22 protein-coding genes are annotated in these 25,815 nt (G+C 74.0%); 14 read left to right on the top strand and 8 right to left on the bottom strand.

Features of this window, described 5'->3' with window-relative positions; genetic code table 11:
- Positions 1-167 precede the first annotated feature (167 nt).
- From ABD358_RS03360 to ABD358_RS03305, 12 genes are all read left to right on the top strand, one after another.
- Positions 168-1,250 (top strand): ATP-grasp domain-containing protein, encoded by a 1,083-nt coding sequence (locus tag ABD358_RS03360; protein ID WP_344629283.1) that lies wholly within the window; start codon positions 168-170, stop codon positions 1,248-1,250.
- Positions 1,251-1,297: 47 nt separating this feature from the next.
- A complete protein-coding gene (locus ABD358_RS03355) occupies positions 1,298-2,059 on the top strand; it encodes a class I SAM-dependent methyltransferase (RefSeq protein ID WP_344629282.1) in 762 nt (253 codons plus the stop codon).
- Position 2,060: 1 nt separating this feature from the next.
- Complete coding sequence (locus tag ABD358_RS03350; RefSeq protein ID WP_344629281.1) at positions 2,061-3,476, top strand: pyridoxal phosphate-dependent aminotransferase; 1,416 nt, start codon at positions 2,061-2,063, stop codon at positions 3,474-3,476.
- Positions 3,473-5,929: a hypothetical protein gene (locus tag ABD358_RS03345; protein WP_344629280.1), complete on the top strand. Its 2,457-nt coding sequence runs from the start codon at positions 3,473-3,475 to the stop codon at positions 5,927-5,929. The genes ABD358_RS03350 and ABD358_RS03345 overlap by 4 nt, the downstream gene beginning before the upstream one ends.
- Positions 5,926-7,317, top strand: coding sequence for an ATP-grasp domain-containing protein (locus ABD358_RS03340; RefSeq protein ID WP_344629279.1), 1,392 nt, complete (start codon positions 5,926-5,928; stop codon positions 7,315-7,317). Before ABD358_RS03345 ends, ABD358_RS03340 begins: the two co-directional genes overlap by 4 nt.
- Positions 7,314-8,543 (top strand): MFS transporter, encoded by a 1,230-nt coding sequence (locus tag ABD358_RS03335; RefSeq protein WP_344629278.1) that lies wholly within the window; start codon positions 7,314-7,316, stop codon positions 8,541-8,543. The genes ABD358_RS03340 and ABD358_RS03335 overlap by 4 nt, the downstream gene beginning before the upstream one ends.
- Positions 8,540-9,502: a phosphotransferase gene (locus ABD358_RS03330; protein ID WP_344629277.1), complete on the top strand. Its 963-nt coding sequence runs from the start codon at positions 8,540-8,542 to the stop codon at positions 9,500-9,502. The genes ABD358_RS03335 and ABD358_RS03330 overlap by 4 nt, the downstream gene beginning before the upstream one ends.
- Positions 9,503-9,628: 126 nt before the next feature.
- Complete coding sequence (locus ABD358_RS03325) at positions 9,629-10,702, top strand: scyllo-inosamine-4-phosphate amidinotransferase (protein ID WP_031509455.1); 1,074 nt, start codon at positions 9,629-9,631, stop codon at positions 10,700-10,702.
- A gap of 78 nt (positions 10,703-10,780) precedes the next feature.
- A complete protein-coding gene (gntA, locus tag ABD358_RS03320; RefSeq protein WP_344629276.1) occupies positions 10,781-11,524 on the top strand; it encodes a guanitoxin biosynthesis heme-dependent pre-guanitoxin N-hydroxylase GntA in 744 nt (247 codons plus the stop codon).
- Positions 11,524-12,579 carry a TauD/TfdA family dioxygenase gene (locus ABD358_RS03315; protein WP_344629275.1) on the top strand — a complete coding sequence of 352 codons (1,056 nt, stop codon included), beginning with the start codon at positions 11,524-11,526 and terminating at the stop codon, positions 12,577-12,579. The genes gntA and ABD358_RS03315 overlap by 1 nt, the downstream gene beginning before the upstream one ends.
- Positions 12,576-13,616 carry a pyridoxal-phosphate dependent enzyme gene (locus tag ABD358_RS03310; RefSeq protein ID WP_051717756.1) on the top strand — a complete coding sequence of 347 codons (1,041 nt, stop codon included), beginning with the start codon at positions 12,576-12,578 and terminating at the stop codon, positions 13,614-13,616. The genes ABD358_RS03315 and ABD358_RS03310 overlap by 4 nt, the downstream gene beginning before the upstream one ends.
- A complete protein-coding gene (locus tag ABD358_RS03305; RefSeq protein ID WP_344629274.1) occupies positions 13,613-14,638 on the top strand; it encodes an ornithine cyclodeaminase in 1,026 nt (341 codons plus the stop codon). Before ABD358_RS03310 ends, ABD358_RS03305 begins: the two co-directional genes overlap by 4 nt.
- Before the next feature lie 80 nt (positions 14,639-14,718).
- On the opposite strand, the gene ABD358_RS03300 is transcribed toward ABD358_RS03305, so the two are convergent.
- Positions 14,719-15,408 (bottom strand): HD domain-containing protein, encoded by a 690-nt coding sequence (locus ABD358_RS03300; protein ID WP_344629273.1) that lies wholly within the window; start codon positions 15,406-15,408, stop codon positions 14,719-14,721.
- Positions 15,409-15,467: 59 nt separating this feature from the next.
- On the opposite strand from ABD358_RS03300, the gene ABD358_RS03295 reads away from it, so the two are divergent.
- Positions 15,468-16,169, top strand: a complete 702-nt coding sequence (locus ABD358_RS03295; protein ID WP_344629272.1) for a copper homeostasis protein CutC — start codon at positions 15,468-15,470, stop codon at positions 16,167-16,169.
- 355 nt (positions 16,170-16,524) lie between these two features.
- On the opposite strand, the gene ABD358_RS03290 is transcribed toward ABD358_RS03295, so the two are convergent.
- From ABD358_RS03290 to ABD358_RS03260, 7 genes are all read right to left on the bottom strand, one after another.
- Positions 16,525-17,310, bottom strand: a complete 786-nt coding sequence (locus ABD358_RS03290; RefSeq protein ID WP_344629271.1) for an SGNH/GDSL hydrolase family protein — start codon at positions 17,308-17,310, stop codon at positions 16,525-16,527.
- A 273-nt stretch (positions 17,311-17,583) separates the two neighbouring features.
- Positions 17,584-18,372, bottom strand: coding sequence for an ABC transporter permease (locus tag ABD358_RS03285; protein WP_344629270.1), 789 nt, complete (start codon positions 18,370-18,372; stop codon positions 17,584-17,586).
- Positions 18,369-19,394 (bottom strand): ATP-binding cassette domain-containing protein, encoded by a 1,026-nt coding sequence (locus ABD358_RS03280; RefSeq protein WP_425576230.1) that lies wholly within the window; start codon positions 19,392-19,394, stop codon positions 18,369-18,371. Before ABD358_RS03280 ends, ABD358_RS03285 begins: the two co-directional genes overlap by 4 nt.
- Positions 19,395-19,454: 60 nt before the next feature.
- On the bottom strand, positions 19,455-20,300 hold the full coding sequence (locus tag ABD358_RS03275) for a DUF4097 family beta strand repeat-containing protein (protein ID WP_344629268.1): 846 nt from the start codon (positions 20,298-20,300) through the stop codon (positions 19,455-19,457).
- Between the two features lie 145 nt (positions 20,301-20,445).
- Complete coding sequence (locus ABD358_RS03270; RefSeq protein WP_344629267.1) at positions 20,446-20,961, bottom strand: hypothetical protein; 516 nt, start codon at positions 20,959-20,961, stop codon at positions 20,446-20,448.
- Positions 20,962-21,424: 463 nt separating this feature from the next.
- Positions 21,425-22,798 carry a dihydrolipoyl dehydrogenase family protein gene (locus ABD358_RS03265; protein ID WP_344629266.1) on the bottom strand — a complete coding sequence of 458 codons (1,374 nt, stop codon included), beginning with the start codon at positions 22,796-22,798 and terminating at the stop codon, positions 21,425-21,427.
- Positions 22,799-22,922: 124 nt separating this feature from the next.
- Positions 22,923-25,022, bottom strand: a complete 2,100-nt coding sequence (locus tag ABD358_RS03260) for a HelD family protein (RefSeq protein WP_425576229.1) — start codon at positions 25,020-25,022, stop codon at positions 22,923-22,925.
- A gap of 390 nt (positions 25,023-25,412) precedes the next feature.
- On the opposite strand from ABD358_RS03260, the gene ABD358_RS03255 reads away from it, so the two are divergent.
- Positions 25,413-25,682, top strand: coding sequence for a hypothetical protein (locus ABD358_RS03255; RefSeq protein ID WP_344629265.1), 270 nt, complete (start codon positions 25,413-25,415; stop codon positions 25,680-25,682).
- Positions 25,683-25,815 lie beyond the last annotated feature (133 nt).

The following is a 25,815-nucleotide window of genomic DNA, read 5'->3' as shown; positions in this document are numbered from 1 at the left end:
GAGCCGACAACAGTCCGGCCGCCCGGTGCTGTTGTTGTCTCAAGAGGACAAGGCGCATGAGTGGTACTCTGCTGTTCGTTGGCGTGGTCGAGAATCGTGAGTTAGCCGTCCGCACGGCACTTGAGAGCGGCTTACGGCTGGCCATCATTGATTTTGCCACCGCGCCCATGCTGCAACTGGCGCACATTCAGATACCGGTCCACGACCTGTTCGACCGGGACGAGTTGCGCAGAGCCTTCGACCGGCTCCCCGAGCGCCCCGACGGCGTGCTCACCTTCTACGACGAACTCATGGAGCCGACCGCGGCCTTCGCGGAGAAGAACGGCTGTCGGTTCATGTCGCCGCGCGCCGCGCACCTGGCCATCAACAAGGTGGCACAACGACAGGCCCTGACCGAGGCCGGCCTGCCCTGTCCCCGCTGGCGGACCTGCGACACCCACGACGAGGTGGCGGCCGCGGCCGCCGAGCTGGGGTACCCGGTGATCCTGAAGACGGCCGACCAGGCCGGAGCCATCGGCAAGGTCAAGGTCGCGCGAGAGGAGGAGTTGGCCGCCGCGTACCAGGCCGTCCAGGCGACGCGGCTGGACCTCTCCGTACCGCTCCTCGTCGAGGAGCAGATCAGCGGTCCCGAGTACAGCATCGAGGGCTTCGTCCACGAGGGCCGCGCCACCGCCGTCTGCGTCACCGAGAAGACCACGCTGCCCGGGCCGAACCCGATCGTGATCGGTCACGCCCTGCCCTACCGGGGGCCGGACGCGGAGCGGATCACGGCGACCGCGATCGACGCCGCCCTGGCCCTGGGGGTCGACGAGACGGCGATCCACGTCGAGGTCTTCATGACCGCGCGCGGCCCGGTGATCGTCGAGGTCAACGCCCGCACCGCGGGGGACCGCCTGATGGACATGATCCAACGCCGCAGCGGCTGCAACCCCTACCACGTGGTCTACGACCTGGCGCTGGGCCGAAGCCCGAGGTGGAACCCCGAATGGCGGGGCGCCGAGGCCATGTTGTGGACGGTCCCCGAGCGCGGCGGGATCCTGGCGGGGATCGACGGGATCCCCGAGGTGCTGGAGGAGCCCTCCCTCACGGGCATGGGGTTCGCCGCGGGGCCGGGCACGTCCCTTCCCGCGAGGCCCGAACACGTGGGACACCGGCTGTGCTGGGTGATCTGCGAGGGGGCCGACTGGCGGGAGGCCTCCGGCCGGGCCCGCGCCACGGCTCCCCGGCTGAGACCCCGCTTCGCTCCGTGAACCCTTCCGGACGCCCGGCCACCGACCTGCGAGGAGCCCTCCCACCGATGGACGGTTACACCTCGGCGACCTACGGGGACGCGATCGCCGACATCTACGACGAGCCGGGCCAGTGCCCGCCCGACGCCGAGGAAGCGGCACGTTTCCTGTACGAGACCGGCTGCTCCGGCTCACGGAGAAGACCCCGAATCCTGGAATTCGGAATCGGCACGGGACGCATTGCGCTCCCACTCGCCGACCTGGGGTGCGAGGTGACCGGAGTGGACAGTTCCCCGGCCATGTTGAAGAAATGCGCCGCGGCGGACACCCGGGGCAGAATCCGACTCATCCACGACACCATGGAATCCGTGGACGCGGGGCATTCCGATTTCGACGTCGTATTCGCCGCCTACAACACGCTCTTTCTGGCGCTCACCCAGGAGGCGCAAATCCGGGTGTTCGCCAATGCCCGTCGGCATCTCGCGCCGGGAGGGAAATTCGTCGTCCAGGCGCTGGTGCCCGATCCGGCCTCCTTCACCGGAAACCAGAGAATCCGGGTCTACGACCTCCAGAAGGACCTCGTCGACCTGGACGTGACGTTGCACGACCCCGTCCGGCAGACGCTCGTCAACCAGTACCTGATCGTGCGGCCGGAGCGCACCGAGTTCCGGCCGTCCAAGCTGCGCTACGCCTGGCCGAGCGAACTCGACCTGATGGCCCGGCTGTCCGGGCTGCGGCTGGAACACCGGTACGCCTCCTGGCAGCGGACGCCCCTGACCGCCGGCAGCCCCGACCACGTCTCCGTCTACCACGTGCCGGACGGTGACTGAGATGGGCACCGTCGTTCCCTTCGCGCCGTGGAACTTCATGCTGGACGTGGACGGGGTCAACTACTCCCTCGCGGAGCAGGAGGCGTTCGCGCGGCGCCGGCCCGGCACCGACATCGTCAACCTGTCCTCGGGCATCAACGCCCTCAGACCGCCGTCCGTACTGGTGGACACCGTCGTCGGCTGCGCCCGCGACCCCTTGTTCTGGCACGACTACGACGGCCCCGAGGGGCATCTGGTGGGACGCGCGGCCATCGCGGCCCACGAGACCGTACGGGGTGGGGGAGGCGTCCGCCTCGACCCGTCCCAGGTCGTCGTGACCGCCGGCGCGAGCGCGGCGCTCGCCCTCGCCTCCCGCGGCCTGCACCAGTGGGGGCTGCGGGTGTCGGACCGCCCCGCCGCGCTGGTGCCCGTGCCGACGTTCCCGCTCGCCGGAGCGGCCCTGACCGACGCCGGGTTCACCGTCGAGGAGGTGGCGTCCGGCACGCCGGGACGCTGGCTGCCCACGGTGGCCGAGCTGATCGAGGCCGCCACCCCCGAAACGACCGTGGTGTACGTCAACACGTTCAACAACCCCACCGGTGAGCGCTACGAGGAGGACGAACTCCGCTCCCTCGTGCGGTGGGCGCGCGACCACGACGTGCACCTGCTGCACGACACGGTCTCCTCCGACGTCTCCGCCTCCGGCGACCTGCCGTACCTGCCGGGCATCGCCGCCGAGGAGGGCCACCTCCCGGGTCTGGTGACGGTCAGCAGCCTCTCCAAGAGCCGCGCCGTGCCGGGCTTCCGGATCGGCTGGCTCATCGCCGACGCCCCGCTGGTCGGGGAACTGGCGCGGATCAACGAACTCGCCGCACCCTCGTCGCCGGGCATCGCCGCGCCCGCCCTCCTCTTCGACCGGATGGTCATGATCGCGGTGGAGGCGTCCGAAGGACGGTGCCCGGCGGACGCCCCGTCGCGGGCCCGCGAACTGCTGGCCGACTCGCTCTCCGGATACCGGCGCGCGATCCCCGGAATCGACGAGGTCACCACCGCCGTGTCGAAGGCGTTGGAGGACGAGGACGTGGTCGAACGGCTGAAGCAGTGGCGGACGGACCTGCGCTCCACCCTGTCCGACAACATCGACATGCTGCGCGCCGAGGCGGACGACCTGGTGACCGGCTTCCCCGACTGGCGCGGCGACTTCAACACCTTCGTCGACATTCCGGCGCTCGCCGGACACGGGTACCTGGACACCTGCCACCGCATCTTCCGGGAGTTCGGCCTCCAGACCCTTCCGGCGCCCGCGTTCGGCCGGGACGAACCGTGGTGGAGACGGCGGGGCCCGTACCGGATGCGACTGTCGTTCGCGCTGCCGACCCCCACGTGGTCCGCCGGGCTCCGAAGGCTGCGGCGGGCCGTCGAGGAGCTGGGCCGATGACCGGACGCACCGCGGGGACGCCCCCCTGGACGGTCTTCGAGGTGGGCATGCTCCGCTCGGCGGGCCTGCCGTCCCGGTGGCTGTCCGGCCTCGCCTCCCCGCGCCTGGCCGCGGTGGACGCCGAACTGACCGCCGCCCACCACGAGTTGGTCACCGCGCGGCGCCTGGCCGTCACCGAGCTGCGTGCGGCGCGCGCGGCGGAGCCGCCCCCGCCGCCATCGGCCGTCAAGGCCGTCAAGGCCGTCAACCGCGCGCTGGACCGGGCGCGCACGCTGCCGCACGCCGCCGAGGGGATCCTGAGCGGCTCCGTGCGGGACGGCTGGAACACCGCGGTCGAGCGCCACGAGCACCTGTCGGCCGCCTTCGAGACGGCATGGCGGACGGCGCTGGCGGAGGAGCACGCGGCGCTGGCGCGGCACGTGACCGACGAGGCCTTCGCCGAAGCCGTCCTGATGAACAGCCGGGGCGCGCACGACACCCTGGTGCGGGAGGCGACGGCCGGTTCCCTGCGCTTCGCCAACCAGCGGGTGGCCTACCGGTACCTGCAGCGCCTGTGCGGCAAGGCCGAGAGCGGCGGCCACGGCGGCCCGGTCAACCTCTTCCTCCTGGGGGAGGGCCGGGAGGCGGACCCGTCCCCGAACGGCGGAACCGCGATCACGTACGACGACCCGCTGCTCGGCCCGGTCCGCTACACCGGCCTCGGAGACGGCAGGGCGGCCCGCCGGCGCGTCTTCCTGAGCCACTGGGCGGCCCAGGCCCTGATCGACGCGATCGTGGAGGAGGGCGGCGCCGGGCTGCTCCGCCCCTGCCGTCTGCTGGGGGACGGACCGGCCGCGCCGCCCCCGACCGAGGCGGAAGCGACCCTGACCGAGGCGGAAGCGACCCTGCTGGCGGCCGCGGACGGTTCGCGCTCCCTCGCCGGACTCGCCGCCTTCCTCGGCGAGGACACCGAGAAGACGGCGGCCCTCGCCGCCGAACTCGCCGCCCGCGGGCTGCTCGCCCTGGACCGCCGCGTCCCCGGCTACACCGGCGACCCGGCCTCCGACGTCGCCCGGGTGGCGCGGGAGGCCGGCACCGAGCGGGCCGGCCGGGTACCGGCCCTGCTGGAGAGGATCGAGCGGTTCGCGCGACGGCCCTACCACCGGCGGGCCGAGGAGCTCGACGGGATCGCGGCGGACTTCACCGCGTGCACGGGCCGCCCGGCCTGGCGCGGCCGGGGCCGTTTCTACGCCGACCGGTTCGTGCTGTCCGAGGAGGCGTCCGGCAACATCGAGGGCGCCACCGTGGGACCGGAGGGGCTGCGCGCGCTGTGCGAGCGGCTCGGCACGGTGCTGGACCTGCTGGCCTCCCGCGCCGTCACGCAGCGCCTGTCCGGGCAGCGCCGGATCAAGGAGCTGCTGCGGCGCTCGGGCACGGACACGCTGCCCGCCGCCGAGGTGCGCCGCCTGACGCTGCCCCCCTCCGCCGCGGAGCGGATGCCGGAGGCGTTCGTCCGGCTGCTGCCGGCCGCGGCGGAGTGCGTGGAACTGTCCCGCGCCGACCTCGAGGAGGCGGGCCTGCTGCGCACGGACCTGGAGGCGTGGCCGCTGTTCGGCGCGGCCGACCTGATGCTGACGGGAGGGGCGTCCGCCGCGTCCGGTCCGGGGCTGATCGTGCTCAGCGAACTGCACCACATCTGGCCGCCGCTGGCCCAGCCGTGGCGCGCGCTCTTCTCCGACGAGGCGTGGCGGCTGGACCGGCTCGGGAAACTGCTCGAGGCCGCGCTCGCCCCCGCCAAACCGATGATCCAGCAGATCAGGCGCGACCAGAAGGGCACGGACTCCTCGCCGCTGGGGCACCACCTGCTCTGCCTGGAGCGGATGGAACAGGGGCCGGGGGCCGGCCCCGTCGCGGTGGACGAACTGGTCGTGCGGGAGTGGGGGAACGGCTTCGTCGGGCTGCACAGCCCCGAACGCGGCGAGGACTACTGGCTGTTCCCCGACTACGACGACAACGGTGTCGACCCCGGAGGGCTGGCCCACTGCGCCCTTCCCGCCCTGGAACTGCCCGCGGTGCGCCTGGGCGAGCACACCCCCAGGATCGTCGTCGACGGGGTGGTGCTCCAGCGGCGCCGGTGGGACCCGCCGCTCGCCTCGGTGCCCGTGCTGCCCGCCCGGGGGGCCACCGGGCGGCACTGGCGGGAGGTGCACCACTGGAGACGACGGCTCGGGATGCCGCGCCACGTCTTCTTCCTCACGGACGCCGAACCCAAGCCCATGTGGCTGGACTTCGAGTCCGCGCTGTCCGTGGCCAACCTGTCGCACGCGCTGCGCACGGCGCGCGCCGTCACCTTCACCGAGATGCTGCCGCACCCCGAGGCGCTGTGGCTCCGGACACCGAGCGGAACGCTGGTCTCGGAGATCCGGACCCTGGTGGCGCGCGGTACGGCGGCGACAGGGGGAACTGCCGTATGAGGCTCCTGGACGAGCTCAACAGTCGGCTGCGCGCCGACGAGGACGCCGCGGTGGCCGCGTTGGCCCAGGCGCAACGGGAACTGCGGGCGGCGGCGGCCATGCAGCCGCGCCCGGACGAGTGGATACCGCTGGCGTCCGTGCCGGTGCTGCTGGACCGCGAGGAGGCCGAGCTGCTGGGCGAGGCGTCCCGCGAGCTGACCGCCGCGGTGCGCAGCGACCCGGCCGTGGCGCTGTACGGCGACATCGACACGGCGCTGGAGGAGCTCCGCACCCCGGCCCCGCTGCGTCCCTTCGTCCGGGCCGAGATCCCGCACGAGGTGGAGCTCTCCCGCTCCGACTTCCTGCTCGGCTCGGACGGCTGGCAGGCGAACGAGATCAACATCTGCGCGGGGCTGGGCGGACTGCTGGTGGAGGACTACGACGCGTGCTTCTCCCGCCGGCCGCTGCGCGACCTCCTCGCCGCGGGCGGCTGCCGGGCCCGCACCCCGATGGACCCCCTCGCCCGGGCGGTGCACCGCAGGTGCGAGAAGCTGGCCGGCGGCGACGGCCGGCCGGTGCTCGCCGTGGTGGACTGGGAGGGCTACGACGTCGCCTACCTGCGGGACCACGTGCGGATGGCGGAGCTGTTCGCGGCCCGCGGTTTCGAGACGGTCGTCTGCCACCACCGCGAACTGCGCTACGAACACGGCCGGCTGCGGCTGCGCGGCAGGCCCGTCGACGTGGTGCACCGCGAGTTCCTGCTGGAGGACATGCCGCAGGACCCCGACTCCGCCCGGCCCGTCCTGGACGCCGCGGTCGACGGAGCCGTCGTGCTCACCACCGGCTTCCGCGCCGAGTGGCAGGCGCAGAAGGTCACGTTCGGCCTGTTGCACCAGGCCGCCCGGCGCGGACTGCTGTCGCCCGCCGCCGCCGAACTGGTGCGCCGCCGCATCCCGGAGACGTGGCTGCTGACACCGGAGGCGCTCGCCGACGGCGAGGCCGCCTTCGGCGCGCACACCGACCTGGTGCTGAAGCCGTCGATCGGCAGCCTGAGCCAGGGGGTGCGGCTGGGAGCGGACATGGACGAGGGGGAGTTCCGGTCGGCGCTGCGCGCGGCCGCCGAGAACCTCGACGCCCCCCACGTGCTGCAGCGGCTGATCCCCCCGGGGACGGTGCCCTTCCCCCATCTGAACGACGCCCGGGACGCGCTCTCCTTCCCCGCCACGCAGGTGAGCATCGGCTTCTTCGTGGTGGACGGCGAGCCCGCCGGCGCCTGGTCGAAGGTCTGCCCGCGCTCGGTCCCCACGATCATCCACCACCACAACGGCGGCCAGTGGGGGAGCGTCAGGTACCCGGACGGACCGCGGGCGGCCGGCCGGACCGGGCAGGACGGAGGGCGGCGGTGGTGACCGACACCCTCGCGGCGAGGCGGCTCGGGGCCCCGTTCTGGAGGTTCTGGACCTCGGCCGCCGCCGTCAACGTCGCGGACGGCATCCGTGCCGCCGCGCTGCCCCTCATCGCGGCCTCCGTCTCCGACAACGCCTTCGGGGTGGCCCTGATCACCGCCTGCCAGCAGGGCGCCTGGCTGGTGTTCGGGCTCGGCGCGGGGCTGGTCGCCGACCGCTACCCGCCCGCCCGGGTGGTCGCGGCGGCGGACGCGCTGCGCGTGGTGATGCTCTCCGCCCTGCTGGTGGTGCTCCTCCTGGACGCCGTGACGATCCCGCTGCTGGCCGGGACGGCCTTCGTGATCGGGGTGGCGGAGACCTTCCGGGACACGGCCTCGCACAGCATCCTGCCGAGGCTGGTGACCGAGGCGCAGTTGGAACGCGCCAACGGACGGCTGATCGGCACCGAGATCGTCGGCAACGAGTTCATCGGTCCGCTGCTCGGGGCGCTGCTCTTCGCCGCGGCCGTGTCCGTGCCGGTGGCGGTGGACGCGACGGCGCTGCTCATCGCCGCCGTCCTGGTGCTGACACTGCCCAAGGCGGCCTCCACCGTGGCGGTGGAACGGCCGGACGGCAAGCGCCCGCCGCTGCGGACCGAGCTGCTGGGAGGGGTGCGCTGGCTGCTGGGCAACCCGCGGCTGGCGGCGGTGACCTGCTCCGGAGCGGCGATCTGCTTCGCCGACTCCGCGTGGTGGTCGGTCCTGGTCGTGTACAGCGGGAACGTCCTGGGACTGCCGGAGGCCGGCTTCGGTCTGCTGCTGGCGGCCGGAGCGGTCGGCGGCACCGCCGGAGCCCTCGGAGCCGAACGGCTCGCGGAGCGCTTCGCGCCGCACACCGTGCTCGTCACCGGAACCCTGCTGTCCGGACTGCCCGCCGTCGTCATCGCGCTGAGCGACAGCCCGTACGTGGCGGCCGCGATGCTCGCGGTGAGCAGCGGCGGCTTCGCCCTGTGGAACGTGGTGGCGCTCTCCACCCGCCAGCGGGAAGCCCCGCGGGAGGTCCTGGGCCGGGTCACCGGCACGCACCGCATCGTGCTGTACGGCAGCGGCATGGTCGGCGCGCTGGCCGGTGGAGCGATCGCCGACGCCCTGACCCTCACCGCGCCCTTCCACGTGGCCGGCGCGCTGGTGACCGTCGCCGCCGCCGGGCTGCTGGTGGTCTTCCTCCGGGAACGGGGGACGACGCCGTGATCGACAACCCGCCCGACCCGCTGCGGCGCATCCACGCGCCCCGGCTCGTGGACGACCTGGTGCGCTGGGCCGCCCGCGTGTGCTCCCTGGGGACCGTGGTCGCCACCCGCGTCTCGGACGTCGGCTACGACGACTGCAACATCATGGTCGACACCGAGAACGGCGGCTATGTCGTCAAGGTCTTCAACTCCGCCCGCACCCCGGCCATGTGCGCGCGCTACGTCGAGGTGGTCCGGCGGGTGCTGGAGGCCGGGGTGGCCCATCCCGGGGTGTACCACGCGGACGGCTCGCCGCTGCTCCACCACGAGCCCTCCGGGAACCGGCTGATGGTGATGGACAGGGTGGACGGGACCACCTTCCTGGAAGCCGACGAACACCCGAGCGACCTCGAGATCGAGGAGATCGTCGGACAACTGCACCGCGTGCACTCCCTGGACTTCGCCCCGGAACACGTCCACGACTGGTGGGCGGTCCCCAGGATCGAGACCCTCGCCGCCGAGATGGTCCCGCTGCTGGAGGCGGAGGACCGCGCCCTGGTGACGGCCGCCGTCGACGCCTTCCGCGCGCTGCGGGCGGACCGGCTCCCGCAGGCCTTCTCGCACGGTGACCTGACCAAGGCGAACGTGATGCGCACCCGCTCGGGGGAGTTGGCCATCCTCGACTTCGCCGTCTCCAACCGCTACGCGCGGATCCACGACCTGGCCATGGCCGCCGTCAACCTGATGCACAAGGACCCCCGCACGCTCCCGGAGCGCGTCGACCTGCTGACCCGCCTCTACCGGAAGCACGCCCCGCTCACCGGCGCCGAGCTCGACGCCCTGCCCGGTTACGTCTTCGCCACCGCCGCCATGGAGCTGCTCGGCGCGGAACGCGAGTGGTCGTTGAAGGGCAACCGCAGCCACGAGACCCGGTACCTGCGGGCTCTCGGCCGGGAGATGGTCCGCGCCGCCGCGGTCTGAGCCTCCCGCCGCCCACACCGGCCGCCACCGGGCGTCGGCGTCCCGCCGTCGGCGTCCGAACACCGTCTGACCCACCGGACGTCCCGTCACCTCGGGACCCAAGGGAATGAGGAGAAGAGGAGAACCATGACCAGTGCCGTTCCTCCCGTCAACTCCTGGGACGAGTTCACCCCGCTCAAGGAGATCATCGTCGGGGACGCCACCCACGCGCGCATACCCCGGATGAGCGACCCGTCGGCATGGCTGGCCTGTTACCCCACCATGACGCCCGACGAACTCCGGCAGGTCGAGGCCGGGGAGTTCCCGAAGCGGGTCGTCGAGGAGTCCAACGAGGACCTGGAGCAGTTGGCCGAGACCCTGCGGGGGCTGGGCGTCACCACCCACCGTCCCCCCGCCGTGGACCACTCCCGTTCCTTCGCCTCGCCGTACTGGGAGGCGGACGGCTACATCTCCTACTGCCCCCGGGACATCACGCTCGTGGTGGGCTCCACCGTCATCGAGGCGCCCAGCCCGATGAGGTCCCGCTACTTCGAGATCTTCAACCTCCGCCCGCTGTTCCAGCGGTACATGCTGGAGGGCGCCTCGTGGATCGCCGCGCCCCGCCCGCAGCTCAAGGACGAGCTGTACGAGTGGGACGAGGAGGGGCGGCCGTTGCTGGGCGAGGCCGAGCCGGTGTTCGACGCCGCGAACGTGCTGCGCGTCGGCCGGGACCTCTTCTACCAGGTGTCGCGCAGCGGCAACGAGATGGGCCTGAAGTGGCTCAGGTCCACACTGCGGATGGTCGATCCCACCCTGCGCGTCCACCCGCTGCGGGACGTCTACGGCTACACCCACATCGACAGCACCATCGCCGTGCTGCGGCCGGGGCTGGTCATGCTCAACCCGGCCCGGATCGCCGAGGACGAGGTGCCGGAGGCCTTCCGCGACTGGGACATCCTGTGGTGCCCCGAGCCCGAGCCCACCGAGACGGCGCTGCCGTACACCCTGAGCGAGACCTGGATCTGCATGAACCTGCTGATGGTCAACCCCGAACTGGCCATCGTCGACGGCGACCAGCCCGCCCTCGCCAAGGCCCTGGAGAGCAAGGGCATCTCCGTGCTGCCGCACCGGCTGCGCCACCAGCGGGTGCTCGGCGGTGGCTTCCACTGCGTCACGCTCGACATCTCACGGGAGGGCGGTCTCGAGGACTACTTCGGGTAGTCGCCTCGCCGCCGAACCGAGGGCCCGCCCCGGCCGGGGGCGGGCCCGGCGGGCCCGCCCACCCACCAGGAGGTCACCTTGTCACCGGCCCGTCGGCGCACGGAGTACCCCGCCCTCCCCGCGGAGCACACGGAGCGGGTGCCCGGTCCCGTGCGCGAACTCATCGAGCAACAGCTGCGGTCCGTGGTGCTGGGCAGTCCGTTCCCCTGCCTGGGCGCGCGCTCGGCGTTCCGGGACGGCAGCTACCTCTTCAACGTGCTGCCCGACATGGACGACCCGCGATCGCCCGAGCACGTCCTCGCCGACCTGCGGTACTTCGCCCGGGTGCGCCTGCGGATGGGAGACCTGTACACCTACGTCGTCAGCTTCCTGGAGCCCCGGGCGATCGCCGACGAGGGGGAGTGGGACCGACGGCTGTGGTCCTTCCTGCAGCACCTGCACGACCTGGACGACGTTCCCTGGGACGGACGCTTCTCCACCGAGCCGCGGGACGCCGACTTCGCCCTGTCCGTGGCGGGACTGGGCCAGTTGGTGGTCACCCTCTACCCCGGGGCGACCCGGTACGCGCGCCGCTTCGGCTGGACGACCCTGATCTTCAACCCGCCGGAGCAGGACCGCGCCAACTTCCCCGCCGACGAACAGTTCCTGCGCTTCCAGAACAGGATCCGGGAGCGCGACGCGCGCCTGCAGGGGCACGTCAATCCGGCCCTGCCGGCCACCCTGGACGATCCGCAGGCCCCGGGGTTCTCCGGAGCCCCGGTCGACCCGGACTCCTGGCGCTGCCCGCTCCGTGTCCACCCACCCCTGAACGAGGAGCCGTAATGTCCGCGCGACTCTCCGCAGAGCAGACGATCCGCCTCACACCCGAGGAGACGAAGGCGCTGTGGGAGGCGGCCTCGGACCTGACCCGGTCGGAGGACGTGGCGGAGCTCGACGCCGACGGCGTCACCGAGCTCGCCTGTGCCCTGACTCCCGCCTTCCCGACCCGCCTGCTGCGCGCCCTGCACCGTCACCGCAGGGGCGCCGGTCACGACGCCCTGCTGGTGAGCGGCCTGCTCCCGGCGGACCAGGAGTGGGGCCCCGGCCCGAGGGGGTCGGCGGAGCCCCTGACCGGACCGGCCCAGGCCGCCGCGCTGTGCCTGCTGGGCGTCTCCTTACAGCTGGGCGAACCGTTCACCTTCAGCACCTTCTACTCCGGCCGCCTGGTCCAGCACGTCGTCCCGGTCCCCAGCATGGAGCACACGCAGACCAGCGAGAGCAGCAGCGGCATGCTCGACTGGCACGTCGAGGACGGGTTCAGCCCCGACCGGTGCGACCACTTCGGACTGCTGTGCCTGCGCGGCGAGGCCGCGGCGCACACGCGCTTCGTCTCGGCGCGCGACCTCGAACTGCCCGACGAGGTGCGGGAGGTGCTGAGCCGGCCGGTCTTCCTGATGGAACCGGACACCGCCCACGAGATGGCCGACCGCAGCCCCACCGCCACCGCCGTGCTGTGGGGGCCGGCCGAGGCCCCGGAGATCTGCTACGACGCCCACTACCTCGGCCCCGCCGGCCGGCCGGACGGGGAGGAGGCCCGGGCGCTGCGCCGGCTCGCCGCGGAACTGGACGCCAAACGCGTGGAGCACGCGCTGGCGCCCGGGGAGTTGCTGCTGCTCGACAACCGGCGCACCGTGCACGCCCGGACGCCCTTCCAGGCCCGGAACGACGGCACCGACCGCTGGCTGCTGCGCACCATGATCTGTTCCTCGCTGCCCCGTTTCCGGGAGCACGGCGTCCGGGTCTGGCCCTCCCCGCACGGCGCGGTGGGCGCCGGGCGGTACGGCGGGACCGGCGCGGCGCCGCACGGGGCGACGACGTCCGGGGACGGGGCGCGGTGAGGAAACGGAACGCGTTCCCGGGCCCCCTCGACGAGGACCCGGTGATCGGTGGCACACCCGTACGGCCGGTCGTCGTCCCGCTCGACGACCGGACCGTGCGGATCTGGCTCAAGCTGGAGGCCGAGAACCCCTTCGGCTCGATCAAGGCCCGCACCGCCGCCGCCCTCCTGGACGCCCTGGAGGAATCCGGCGAACTGCGCCCGGGACTGCGGGTGGTGGAGTCCACCTCGGGAAACCTCGGCGTGGCGCTGGCCGGACTCTGCCGAGCCCGCGGGTACGCCTGCACCCTGGTCGTCGAGCCCAGCACCCCGAAGGCCAGCGTCGACCGCATGATCGCCTACGGGGCCGAGGTGGTGACGGTCCGCGAGGCCCCGGGCGGCACGACCCTGGACGCCCGGCTCGCGGCGGTGCGGGAGATCCTGGAGCAGGACGGCGGGGCCGTGTGGACCAACCAGTACGAGAGCCCCGCCAACCCCGGCGTCCACGAGACCCACACCGCCGCCGAACTGGTCGAGGCCGCCCCCGAGGGCGGTTACGACGCCGTCGCCGTCGCCGTGTCGACGGGCGGCACGCTCGCCGGGGTCGCCTCCTTCCTGCGTCGCCGCGCACCGGCCACCAGGATCGTCGCGGTCGACGCCGTCGGCTCGGCCGCCATGGGCGGAACCCCCGCCCACCGCCCCCACAAACTGGCCGGTTTCGGCTCCGGACGGGTCTCCCGCTTCATCGAGCGGCACCACTGGGACGACGTCGTCCGGCTCCGGGACGCCGACGCGGCCGCCGCCTGCTCGCGCATCCGGGAACGGACCGGGCTGTCGCTCGGCGGCAGCGGGGGCGCGGCGGTCCTGGCCGCGGTCGTGCGGGCCTCGCTCGATCCGACGCTGCGCGAACTGGCCTGCCTGTGCCCGGACAGCGGCGACAAGTACCCCCGGCTGAACGAGAACGTCCCCATCGGCGACCCGGCCGGCACCGACGAGACCGTCGCGGCCGCGCTCGACCTGCTCGACCGAGCCTCCACCGAGGAGACAGTGAACGCATGACCGCACGAACCCCGTCCCCGATCACCTACCTCAGCGGCGCCGACGTGGCGGAACTCTGCGCGGACCTGCCCATCGTCGACCTGGTCCGGGACACCCTGCTGGCGTTCCGGCGCAAGGAGGCCGGCATCGCCCCCGAGACCGCACTGCGGTGGACGACGCCCACCGGCGCCTCGGCGCGGAGCCTCGTCCTCCCGGCCTGGGCCGGCGGAGCGTACGGCTGCAAGATCATCAACGCCTCGCTGGGCAACCACCGGTACGGACTGCCGCGCGCGGGAGGCCTGATCATCCTGAACGACCCGGAGACCGCGCACCCGGTGTGCGTCATGGAGGGCGCCCGGATCAGCGCACTGCGCACCGCGGGGGTGTCGTTGGCGGCGGTGCGGGCGGTGCGGGACCCGGCGACTCTCACCACGGTGGCCTTCCTCGGCTGCGGGCGCCAGGCGGAGACCCACCGGGAACTGCTCGTCGACCACTGTCCGGCGCTGGAGGAGATCGTCCTGTTCGACCTGGACCGGTCGCGGGCCCGGTCCACGGCGACCGCCTGGAGGGCCGCCCTCCCGGACGTCGCCGTCACCGTGGCCCCCGACGCCCGGACCGCGGTCGAACGGGCCCGGGTGACCTTCGCGGTGACCACCACGACCGATCCCTACGTCGAACTGGACTGGGTCCCCGAGGGAGGCACCTTCGTCAACGTCTCGCTGGACGACGCCGCCGAGAGCCTCCTGCTGGGCTGCGACCACCTCTTCGTCGACGACTGGGACCTCATCGTCGACGACACCCACCGCCTGCTGGGCACCCTCGCCCGCGCCGGCAGGGTCGGCGCTCCAGGGGAACCCGCCCCCGCGGCCGGTCGTGCCGTCGACGCCGACCTCCCCACCCTGGTCTCCGGCTCCTACACCCGTCCGGTGACCGACCGCGACCGCGTGGTCGTCAACCCCTTCGGCATGGGCGTCCACGACATCGCCGTCGCCGCGGCGGTCTACGCGAAGGCGGCCGACCGGGGCCTGGTCCTGCCCCGCTGACGCGCCGCCACGCGGACGGACGGGAGGGTCCGAGGTCGCGCGTGCCGCCGCGCGGCCCCTCCCGTCCGCGTGGCGGCGCGTCAGGAGAGCAGCAGCTCCAGTTCCGTGGCCATGTTGCGGCGGGCGACGTGCTCCCAGTGGTCGCGGCCGTAGGGGGTGCGGAACAGGGCCGGCAGGTCGAGGAGGCGGCGCAGCACGTCGGCGCGGCCGGCGCGGAAGGCGTCGTCGGGGACGAAGGCGTACTCCTCGCGGACGGCGGCGGCGTAGGCGGCGTACTCCTGCGGCGTCCCGGCCAGGACGGCGAGGTCGGCGTCGCAGAGCACCTCGCCGCCGGTGTCGCCGGGCGCCGGGTCGTGGGTGGCGGTGAGGCGGACCAGCCGGGCGACCTCGGCGGTGAGCTGCGGGGAGACGCCCGCCTCGGGGAGGGCGCGTTCGGCCAGGCGTGCGCTGCGGTCCTCGTTGGTGGAGCGGTCCGGGAGGAGGACGGCGTCGTGGAACCAGGCCGCCAGCGTGACGGCGGCGACCGCCTCCGGCCCCTCGCAGTGAGAGGAGAGCAGCCCCACCCGGTCCAGCACGGCGATCAGGTGGTCGGTGGTGTGGTAGCGGCGGTGGGGTTCGGCCCAGCGGGCGAGGAGGTCGTCGGCGTAGGCGTACGGGGAGGGGGTGCCGGACGGGAGGTCGGCCTCCGGGCGGCGGACGGTCAGGAGGGTGCGGACCCAGCGCTCGCGCAGGTCGTCATGGGCCGGATGGCGGTTCTCCGGAGTGGTCATGGGGGCCATTGTGTGCCGCGCCCTCCCGCCGCGTCCGGCGATATGGCAGGCTCCCCTGCATGTCTAGACCAATTCTCGAGGTGATCGCCCTCGACGCGCGGGACGCGGCGGCAGCACGGGCCGGAGGGGCCGACCGCCTCGAACTGGCCGGGAACATGGCCGCCGGCGGACTCACCCCCTCCCGCGAGACCTTCGCCGCCGTCCGGGCCGCCGTCGACCTGCCCGTGCGCGTGATGCTGCGCGCGTCCGACGGGTTCGCGGCCGGCGGTCCCGAGGCGCTGGACGCCCTGTGCGAACAGGCCCGGCGACTGCGCGCCGAGGGCGCCGAGGAGTTCGTGCTCGGCTTCCTCGACGGCACCGGCGGCCCCGACCTCGCCGCGATCGCCGCCCTCCTCGACGCCGTCCCCGGCTGCCGCTGGACCTTCCACCGCGCCATCGACCACTGCGCCGACCGCGCCGCCCTGCGCAGCCGGCTCGACGGCCTGCCCGGCCTGGACACCTGCCTCACCGCCGGATCGGCGGACGGCGTGACGGCGGGCCTGGACGTCCTTTGCGCCGAGGCGGCCCGCACGGCGGCCGGCGAGCCCGGCTACCTGCCGCGCCTGATGGCCGGCGGCGGACTGGCCCTCGACCACGTCCCCGGGCTGCTCGGCGCGGGCGTCACGGCCTTCCACATCGGCGGCGCGGCCCGCGCCGGAGGCTGGGACGCCCCGGTCTCCCCCGAGGCGGTCCGCGTCTGGCGCGAACTGCTGGACGCCTGAACCGGGGCGGGCCCGGCCGGCTGTCGGCGGCGGGCGCTTGACCGCCCCGCCATGGACACCGGCGGACACGCCGGCTCGGACACCGGCACGGACGCCGCCGCGGACGCGGAGGAGCTGCGCGAGGCCGCCCACGCCCTGTTCCACCCGGGCGTGGCGGGATCCCGGACACCGGAGTGCGGACTGGAGGGGCACGGAGCCGGCCACACCTGCCGTCCCGCGCCGGGCGGCCTGCTGTGGGGCGGCACCGAGCGGGAGGAGCTGTTCCGCCGGCTCACCGAGGACCCCGGGCCGGAACGGCCCCGGCCGGAGGCGGGCACCGGGTGCCGGGACCGCACGGCCCCGGCACCCGGTCCGGTCAGGAGGCCGCGGCCTCGAAGGCGGGCAGGTAGCCCTTCTCGTGGCCCTCGGCCGTGGGGTGGATGTTGGAGCCGCTGATCCACGGGTCGCTCGTGCAGATCTCGTGCCCGGCGAAGGCGGGACGGGCGTCGGCGAAGGCGAACCCGGCCGCGGCGGCCCGGTCGGCGATCACCTCGTTGAGCAGGTCGGCCCCGTCGTTGACGGCCGTGCGCTTGCCGGCTCCCATGCCCAGGCAGAAGCCGCCCTCCTTGTAGAGGTGCGGGTACCCCACGACGACGACCTCGGCCCTCGGGGCGCGGGCGCGGATGGTGGCGTACAGGGCGTCCAGCTCGCCGGGGAGTTCGGTGCGGACGTACTCGGCGGCCTCGTCCAGTCTCCGCTCGCAGGCGGTCTGCGTGGAGAGCACGCAGCTCAGCATGATGGAGGCGAACCCGGAGTCGTTGCCCCCGATGCTGATGCTCACCAGGGTGGTGTCCGCTCTCAGGTGCTGGACCTGGTTGTTCAGGACGTCGGGGATCGTGGCCCCGCCGCAGGCGGCGAAGGTGAAGGAGGCGGGTGCGCCGCTTCGGGCCCACAGGGCCGGGTAGGCGTTGCGGCTCCGGGTGCACAGCACGTCGGAGTAGTCGCCGGCGCCGGTGCCGGAGGAGTAGGAGTCGCCGAGGGCCACGTAGTTCTCCCCGGCGGTCTTTCCGGAGTTCTCCCCGGCGGCGGACGCGGGGGCGGGTACGGTGAACGCCAGCCCGAGGGCCAGCAGGGCGGTGGTCAGGACACGGGGGATGCGCATGGGGTCCTCCGGAGGGCATGCACAGGGGTGTGGGGGGATCGGGCCGTGGGGGCCACCGCACACCATTACCGCCCGCTTCCGCCCGCCGCATCGGCGAAATCGCCGGTCACGACACTCCGACGGGCGACACGGGAAGGCCGGGAAGGCTCCCCCGCGGGCACGGGTCCGGGCGGCCGGGAACGCGGGCGGGGCGGCGTACGCCGACGCGGTGCCGGAGCACGCCGCCCCCGGGCGGGGACGAGCCGCGGGAGGCGGCCCGCGCGGCCGTCCCGGCTACTTCGGGTCGCGGTCGAAGACCGCCTTCGACCAGAGGTGGCCGAGCACGGAGAGAGCCACGCACCAGGCGACCGCGAGCCACCCGTTGTGGCCGATCCCGCTGCCGAGCAGCAGCCCGCGCAGGGTCTCGATGGCCGGCGTGAACGGCTGGTACTCGGCTATCGGCTGGAACCAGCCCGGCATCGCGTCGACCGGGACGAAGGCGCTGGAGATGAGCGGCAGAACGATCAGCGGCATCGCGTTGTTGCCGGCCGCCTCGGCGTTCGGGCTGACCATGCCCATCCCGACCGCGATCCAGGTGAGCGCCAGGGCGACCAGCGCCATCAGCCCGAACGCCGCCAGCCACTCCAGGGCCGTGGCGTCCACGGCCCGGAAGCCGATGGCCACGGCGACGGCACCCACCAGGACCACGCCGGCGACCGACTGCAGCACGCTGCCGACGACGTGCCCGACGAGCACGGACCCGCGGTGGATCGCCATTGTGCGGAAGCGGGCGATGATGCCCTCGGTCATGTCGTTGGAGACGGACACCGCGGTCCCGACCACGGCGCTCCCGACGGTCATCATCAGGATGCCCGGCACGAGGTAGGCGAGGTACGCGGAGCGGTCGGCGCCGCCACCCATGCCCGCGCTCATCACGTCACCGAAGACGTAGACGAAGAGCAGCAGCAGGACGACCGGCGTCAGCAGCAGGTTCAGGGTGAGGGACGGGTAGCGCCGCGCGTGCAGGAGGTTGCGGCGCAGCATCGTGGACGAGTCGCGCACGGCGAGGGAGAGGGAGCTCATCGGACAGCCTTCCTGGACTGGTCGGTGCCGCCGGTCAGGGCGAAGAACACGTCGTCGAGGTCGGGGGTGTGCACGGTCAGCTCGTCCGCCTCGATGCCGGCCGAGTCCAGCCAGTCGAGGATGGAGCGCAGCTCGCGCTGGGTGCCGTCGCTGGGGATCCGCAGCGTGAGCGCCTCGTCGGCGGGGGCGTCTCCCTTGCGCGAGGCGCCATGGGGGAGGTCGGCCCCGCGCAGCGCGGAGGCGGCGGACCGGTACGCGGACGGGTCGGAGAAGCGGAGCCGGATGTGGCCGCCGGGGACCAGCCGCTTCAGCTCCTCGGGGGTGCCCTCGGCGGCGATCCTGCCGTCGTTGAGCACGGCTATGCGGTCGGCGAGCTGGTCGGCCTCCTCCAGGTACTGGGTGGTGAGGAGGACGGTGACGCCGCCCGCGACCAGCTCGCGGACGATCTGCCACATGGTGTGGCGGCTGCGCGGGTCGAGGCCGGTGGTGGGCTCGTCGAGGAAGATGATCCGCGGGCCGCCGACCAGGGTCATGGCGATGTCGAGGCGGCGCCTCATGCCCCCGGAGTAGGCGGCGGCGGGCTTCCTCGCCGCCTCCGCCAGGCCGAACCGCTCCAGCAGTCCGGCGGCGACCCGCCGCCCCTCGCGCCCGGGCAGGTGGTGGAGGTCCGCCATGAGGAGCATGTTCTCCTCGCCGGTGAGGAGTCCGTCGACGGCGGAGAACTGCCCGGTGACGCCGATCGCGGCCCGTACGGCCTGCGGGTCGGTAGCGATGTCGTGGCCCGCGACCTGCGCCCGGCCGCCGTCGGGGTCGATGAGCGTGGACAGGATGCGCACGGTGGTGGTCTTGCCCGCGCCGTTGGGTCCGAGCAGCGCGAAGATCGAGCCGGCCGGGATGTACAGATCGATGCCGTCGAGGACGGTCTTGTCGCCGTACGACTTGCGCAGACCGGTGGCGGAGACGGCGGCCGGTAACGTGCGACCGCCGGCTCCGGTAGTCGTGGGCATGACAGAAGAAGGCATGGGGTTCTCCGTTCGGAGGGCGGAGTGGACGGGGACGGGGCCGGTGCGGGGACGCGGCGCTCAGGCCCGGGCGCGGAGGATGTCGATGTTGCCGTACCGGCTGCGGGCGCGGACCTTGACGGTGTCCGCGGTCTCCTCCGGGGCGTCGGACGGGGTGAGCGTGTTGCGCACCTGGCCGGAGTCCGAGCTGACGTCGAGCCAGGCGGCGGTGCCCTCACGGATGCCGACCTCGATGGCGCCGTAGGAGGTCTCCAGGTGGACCGTGCCGCGGGCCACCTCGCCCACGCGCAGGGCGCCGTGGGCGGTGGTGGCGGCGACCGAGGCCCCGGCGCGCGCGATGTGGATGTCGCCGTTGGCGCCGCTCACCCGCAGGTCGCCGGTCGCGGCGCCGACGATCGTGGTGCCGTGCGAGTTCTTCAGGACGGCGGGGCCGTCGACGGTGCCGACGCGCAGGCTGCCGGAGCTGGTGGTGATCTCGGCCATGCCCTCGACCCGCTCCACGGTGATGGAGCCGTGGGAGGCGGTCAGCTTCAGCGGGCCGGTGGTGTCGAGGCGGACGTCGCCGGAGGAGGTCTTCACGCGGACCTCGCCGAGCCGCCCCTCGCCGAGCACCTGGGCCCATGCGCCGGTCATCTCGACCTGCGAGCCCGTGGGCAGCTCGACCGTCACGTCGACGGTGCCGGTGCGGCCGAGCGGGTGGCGCTGCCCGGGCGTCCTGACGGTCAGTGTGCCGTTCGCGTACGCGACCTCGGTCCGGTCGGCGGCGCGGACGTCCTGGTCCCGCTCCGGGTCGCGGGGCCGCACCTCGACGACGGTGTCGGAGCGGTCACCCGCGGTGAAACGGATGGAACCGGCCTCCACGTGCGCCGTGGCCGAGATCGGTTCGGGAGTGTCGAAAGAAGGCATGGCTGTCCCGTCCTCTTGAGTCCTTGGAACGTCCCCGCTGGTGGGACGTGGTGTGGGTGAACGCGGGTGCGGTGGTGCGGTGGTGCGGTGGTGCGGTGGTGCGGTGGTGCGGTGGTGGGGCGGTGCGGGCGCGGGCCGGGTGCCGTCAGCGCACCCAGCCCGTGATGCTCCGCCCGACGGCCTGGGTCCGCTCCGCCGCGTGCGGCCGGGCGCCGCCGTCGACCGCGGCCGACACGGCACGCACCAGCCACGCGTTGACCGACAGGCCCTCGCGGCTCGCGGCCTCCTCGACGCGGGCCTTGAGGTGTGCCGGCAGGCGCAGGTTGACGCGGGCGGTGCCGCCCTCGTCGCCGTCGGCCGGGGCCGGGGCCCTGACCGGTTCGACGGGCGCGGCGGGCTCCGCGGGGGCGCCGCCGGCGGGCGGCAGTGTCACCACGAAGTCGGGGTCGAGCCCGCGCAGCCGTACGTCGACCGAGCCGGGGGCGAGTTCGCGGGTGATCTCGTCCATCGCGGCGGAGAGCACGTTGAGCAAGGTCAGCCGGGCCGCCGACTCCAGGGGAGTGGCGAGCCTCTCGGCCAGCTCGCGGGCTTCGTCGCCGCCGGCCTCGGCGGCCACCGCGAGTTCGCGGCGGAGGGTGTCGACATACGGAGTGAGGTCCATGACGCTATGGTGGCACCACCTTGGCGCTACGTGCAAGCCTTTCTGGCGTCTTGTGCGGCCGGATGTGAAGACAACCTTTCTACCTGCGGAAATGCAAAGAGGTGAGCTTCGGTCCGTTGCGCCGTCACGCGGTCCCGTGTATTTCCGGTGGCGCCACGAGGTGCCATCTGGTGTCATCTGGCGCCACCTGGCGTGATCCGGTGCCAAACGGCTCCATGCGGAGCCAACCGGCGTCACCGGCAGGTGTCCCGCCCCTGCGGTCCGCCGCCGGACCGAGGCCACCCCGGGCTGCCCGTCCGGGCCGGACATGGAAGCCCCCGGCGGACGCCGCGATGCGCATGGCCCGGCGCGGCACATGAACGGCGTCACCGTGAACCGTCGTGGCGCTGTCGTGGCGCTGCGCACGCGCCATGCCGGAGCCCGGCGGACCGTGCCGTGGCGCCCTTGCCCGCGGGAGGCGGCGTCACCGCCGCTCGGCCAGCTCCCACAGCGGTGTCTCCAGAACCTCGCCGAAGGTGGGGAACGGGTGCACCACGTCCCTGGCCACCTCCACCGGCACCTCCGCCCGGATCGCCAGGGCGGCCTCCGAGATCCACTCCTCGGCCCGGCCGCCCCAGGCGGTGGCGCCGATGACCGCACCGGTGCCGGGATGGGCGAGCAGGGTGAGCCATCCCTCCGGCTCGCCCTCGATGGAGGCCCGCACCGCCCGGGTCACCGGGGCGGTCGCGGTCAGCGGTTCGATGCCCGCCTCGCGCGCGGAGGCGGCGGTGTGCCCGACGGCGGCGAGGACGGGACGGGTGTAGACGGCGCGGGGGACCGCCCGGTAGTCGGCGCGGGTCTCCCGGCCGGCCAGATTGGCCGCGACCACCCGCCCCTGGTAGTGGGCGGTGTGGGTGAACGGCGCGACGCCGGTGACATCGCCGACGGCCCACACGTGTTCGGCGCCGGCCACCCGGCAGCGCTCGTCCACCTCGATGGCCCCGCCCCGGCCCGGCTCGACGCCCAGGGCCTCCAGACCCACCCGGTCCGACCGGGGACGCCGTCCGGCGGCCTGGATCACCACCGAGGCGTCGAAGACGTCGCCCCGGTCCGTCGTCAAACGGCCGCCGAGGGCGTGCGGTTCGGCGCGGACCACCTGGGTTCCCAGGCGTACGTCCACGCCGTGCTCGTGCAGCAGCGACAGCATGGCCCCCGACGCCTCCGGCTCCTCACGGGGGATCAGCCGGCCGGCCCGCTGCACCACCGTCACCGCCGACCCGAACGAGGCGTAGAGGAACGCCAGTTCGCACCCCACCGGCCCGCCGCCGATCACCACGGCCAGTTCGGGCCGCTCGGCGGTGCTGCTCATCGCCTCGTCGCTGGTCCACACCGGCACCCCGTCCAGGCCGGGAATGCCGGGCCGCACCGGCGCGGAGCCGGTGTTCAAGACCAGCTCGCCGTAGCCGATCTCGGTGCCCCCGACCTCCACGACGCCGGGGCGGACGATCCGCGCGGAGCCCCGGATCAGGGTCGCGCCGGTCCCCTCCAGAGCGGCCGCGTTGGCGGTGTCGTCCCGGCCGTGGACGATCCGGTCCCGCCGGGCGACGGTCCGCTCGTACGCCGCCCGCTCCGGGACCCGCCCGGTGAACAGGCCCGCCCACTCGGGATCGTCCGCCGTCCGCCACACCTGCGCCGAGCGCAGCATCGCCTTGCTGGGCACGCAGGCGAGGAACGGGCAGTCCCCGCCCACCAGGGCCTCCTCGACCACGGCGACCGAGAGGCCGGACCCGGCCAGCGAGGTCCAGACGAGCTTGGCGCCGGCTCCGGCGCCGACGATCACCACGTCGTAGCGGTCCATCGCGTTCCTCGCCTCCGTCGCGCGGTCGGTCCGGTCCGCCCGGGGTTCCCGCGGGGAGAGGGGTGAAACGGCCCCCGCCGAAGGCACGGCGACGGCCGGACGCGGGGGCCGGACGCGGGAACCGTCAGCGGCCGTCCCCGCTCCCGGCGGCGAGCGCCCGGGGCAGGGGCGCGGCGTGGACGACGGTGAGGCCGGAGACCGCGCGGGTCAGCGCCACGTACAGGCGGCGCAGGCCCGTGCGCTCGTCCGGTTCGCCGTCCACCACCGCGGCGGGCTCGTCCAGGACCACGTGGTCGTACTCCAGACCCTTGACCAGCGTCGCCGGGACCAGGGTGAGGCGGACGCCGGGCGCCTCCTCCCCGCCCGGCCCCAGCACGGTGTGCGGCAGCCCGGCGTCCTCCAGCGCCGCGGCCAGGACGGGCACGCGGGCGTCGGCGGCGATCAGGCCGACCGAGCCCTCCCGCTCCAGCGCCTCCCGGCAGGCGGCGGTCACCGCGCCGTCCAGCCCGCCGTCCGCCGCCTGCCGCACCCGCAGGGAACCGGCCGCCTCGCGGACCGAGGTCGCCTCGGACAGGCCGGGGGCGATGTGCGGCAGCAGGCGGGAGGCGTAGGAGATGATCTCGCGCGGCACGCGGAAGCCCCGGGTCAGCTCCTCGACCACCGCGTCCGGCTTGCCCAGGTGGGACAGGGCCTCGGCCCAGCTCGCCGTCGCCCACGGGGTGGTGCCCTGCGCCAGGTCGCCCAGCACCGTCGCCGATCCCGTCGTGCAGCGGCGGCCCACCGCCCGGTACTGCATCGGGGACAGGTCCTGGGCCTCGTCCAGCACGACGTGGCCCAGCGAGGGCGTCCGCCGGATCAGGTCCTGGGCCTCGTCGATCAGCACGGCGTCCGCCGCCGACCACTTCGCCGACCGCACCCCGCGCGGCGGCTTCGCCCACAGGACCGCCTTGCGCTCCTCGTCGGTGAGGATCCCCTCGGAGCACCCGGCCAGGAAGTCGGCGTCGGAGAGCAGGCGCAGCACCAGCTTCGCCGGGTCGACCTCCGGCCACACCGCCTTGACGACGGCCTTCACCGCCGCGTTGCGGGCCACCGCGTCCTGCACCCGGTCGTCCGGCGCCTCGCCGGCCTTCTCCATCCGCGTCAGCACGGCGTGCGCGATGCGCTGCGGCAGGGCCTCGCGGGCGGCGCCGTAGCGGATGCCGCGGTCCAGCAGTTCGCGGACGATCTCCTCCAGCTCGTACGCCGGGATCCGCCAGCGGCGCGAGCCGCGCACCACCACGCAGGGCTCGGACGGCATCGTCACGCCCGCGCGCACGGCCCGGCGGAGCACCTCCGCCATCCGGGCGTCGCCCTTGACCCGGGCCGCCTCCGGGTCGTCGGCGCCGCGCACCTCCACGCCCGTGGCGCCGGTGACCAGGTCCTCGACGGTCGTCTGCCGCACGGCCAGCTCGCCCAGGGCGGGCAGCACCTGCTCGATGTAGCGGAGGAAGGACCGGTTCGGGCCGATGACCAGCGTCCCGGTGCGCGCCAGCCGCTCGCGGTGCGCGTACAGCAGGTACGCCACCCGGTGGAGGCCCACGGCCGTCTTCCCGGTGCCGGGCGCCCCCTGGACGCACACCGTGCCGTCGATCCCGGAGCGGACGATCTCGTCCTGCTCGGGCTGGATCGTCGCCACGATGTCGCGCATCGGGCCGACGCGCGGTCTCTCGATCTCGCGCCTGAGCAGTTCGCTGACCCGCTCGGCCTCGTCCGGGTCGGTCAGGCGCTCGTCCTCGTACGCGGTCAGCTCGCCGCCGGTGTAGCCGAAGCGGCGGCGCAGCTCGACGCCCTGCGGGTCCCTCTTCGAGGCGCGGTAGAAGGGCTGGGAGACGGGTGCGCGCCAGTCGATGACCATCGGGTCGCCGTCGGCGTCGTGGACGTGGCGGCGGCCGATGTAGTAGCGGGCGCCGTCGGAGCGGTCCAGGCGGCCGAAGAACAGCGGGGTGCCGGAGAGGTCGGCGAGCGCCTCGATCCGGGCCTCGATCTGGTGCTGGAGCACCTGGGCGTTCACCCAGTTGGTGGTGACGTCGGAGATGTCGAGGGACTCGACGTCGTGCCGCATGGCGCGCAGCGCCGCCCGGGAGGCGGCGAGATGGGCGCGCTCGCGCTCCAGCGGGCCGGCGGGCGCGCCGGCGGAGGGACGGGAGGGGGCGTGGGCGGACTGGTCGGGGGCGTGCGTGGACACGGTGTGGCCTCCGGCGGGGAGCACGCACGGCGGTACGGCGGACCGCGCGGGCGGGACGCCGCACCACGGGTGCGGTGGACGACGGGCGGGAGGACCGCGGGGGCCGGCGGGGGCGTCGCCGCCGGAAGGTGCGCGGTCCGCCGGCCGGTTGCCGACCGGCCGGCTCCTCCCCGGCGGCACGGCGGGCCCGGGCGGCCTGCGGGGCCGCGGGCCGTACGTCACCGTGGCACGGGAGGCGGCAGACGCGTGATTGTAGCCCCACCCGCCCCCGCGGACGACCGGATTGCCCGCCTCCGGCAGGGCGTCCCGCGCCCCGGGTCGCAGAGCGACGGAATCCGTGCCCACCCCTAGGATGGATATAGACCAATCGGGCGAAAGCACCATGGGGTCATGACCGTGAGCAGCGCATTCCTTCCCAACCAGACGTCAGGCCGGACCTCCCACACCTCCCACACCTCCGGCGCCACCGCCCTCGGCGCGCTCGGGGACCGCGGCGGCCACCCCCACCACCGGCATCGGCTGGGCGACGCCGTCCGGGCGGTCTCCGTCTTCCTCGGCACGGCCCTGGAGGTCGCCGTCCTCGGCGACTACGCCGAGGTGCGGGAGGAGGAGCGGCACGAGGAGGAGAGGCGGGAGAAGGCTCGCAGACGCACGGCGTGAGGGGCGCCGAAGGCCCCGCGCCCGGCCCGTCCCGCCCGCCCGGCCCGTCCGGCCCCGTCCGTTCGGGGAGCCGCCGGGACGTCGGTTAGTGTCGCCTCCGCGGCACCGACCGCGGACCACCGACGGACCGGAA

The organism is Streptomyces glaucosporus, from assembly GCF_039533345.1.
Lineage (GTDB): Bacteria > Actinomycetota > Actinomycetes > Streptomycetales > Streptomycetaceae > Streptomyces > Streptomyces glaucosporus.
Note: the sequence above shows the minus strand (reverse complement) of the source record. Positions and strands in the feature narration are given on the sequence as shown.

Bases quoted from the DNA above. Each gene is read 5' to 3' on its own strand.
- ABD358_RS03360 (WP_344629283.1), top strand. From the start codon at position 168: ATGCTGCAACTGGCGCACATTCAGATACCGGTCCACGACCTGTTCGAC.
- ABD358_RS03355 (WP_344629282.1), top strand. From the start codon at position 1,298: ATGGACGGTTACACCTCGGCGACCTACGGGGACGCGATCGCCGACATC.
- ABD358_RS03350 (WP_344629281.1), top strand. From the start codon at position 2,061: ATGGGCACCGTCGTTCCCTTCGCGCCGTGGAACTTCATGCTGGACGTG.
- ABD358_RS03345 (WP_344629280.1), top strand. From the start codon at position 3,473: ATGACCGGACGCACCGCGGGGACGCCCCCCTGGACGGTCTTCGAGGTG.
- ABD358_RS03340 (WP_344629279.1), top strand. From the start codon at position 5,926: ATGAGGCTCCTGGACGAGCTCAACAGTCGGCTGCGCGCCGACGAGGAC.
- ABD358_RS03325 (WP_031509455.1), top strand. From the start codon at position 9,629: ATGACCAGTGCCGTTCCTCCCGTCAACTCCTGGGACGAGTTCACCCCG.
- ABD358_RS03315 (WP_344629275.1), top strand. From the start codon at position 11,524: ATGTCCGCGCGACTCTCCGCAGAGCAGACGATCCGCCTCACACCCGAG.
- ABD358_RS03305 (WP_344629274.1), top strand. From the start codon at position 13,613: ATGACCGCACGAACCCCGTCCCCGATCACCTACCTCAGCGGCGCCGAC.
- ABD358_RS03300 (WP_344629273.1), bottom strand. From the start codon at position 15,408: ATGACCACTCCGGAGAACCGCCATCCGGCCCATGACGACCTGCGCGAG.
- ABD358_RS03295 (WP_344629272.1), top strand. From the start codon at position 15,468: ATGTCTAGACCAATTCTCGAGGTGATCGCCCTCGACGCGCGGGACGCG.
- ABD358_RS03290 (WP_344629271.1), bottom strand. From the start codon at position 17,310: ATGCGCATCCCCCGTGTCCTGACCACCGCCCTGCTGGCCCTCGGGCTG.
- ABD358_RS03285 (WP_344629270.1), bottom strand. From the start codon at position 18,372: ATGAGCTCCCTCTCCCTCGCCGTGCGCGACTCGTCCACGATGCTGCGC.
- ABD358_RS03280 (WP_425576230.1), bottom strand. From the start codon at position 19,394: ATGCCTTCTTCTGTCATGCCCACGACTACCGGAGCCGGCGGTCGCACG.
- ABD358_RS03275 (WP_344629268.1), bottom strand. From the start codon at position 20,300: ATGCCTTCTTTCGACACTCCCGAACCGATCTCGGCCACGGCGCACGTG.
- ABD358_RS03270 (WP_344629267.1), bottom strand. From the start codon at position 20,961: ATGGACCTCACTCCGTATGTCGACACCCTCCGCCGCGAACTCGCGGTG.
- ABD358_RS03265 (WP_344629266.1), bottom strand. From the start codon at position 22,798: ATGGACCGCTACGACGTGGTGATCGTCGGCGCCGGAGCCGGCGCCAAG.
- ABD358_RS03255 (WP_344629265.1), top strand. From the start codon at position 25,413: ATGACCGTGAGCAGCGCATTCCTTCCCAACCAGACGTCAGGCCGGACC.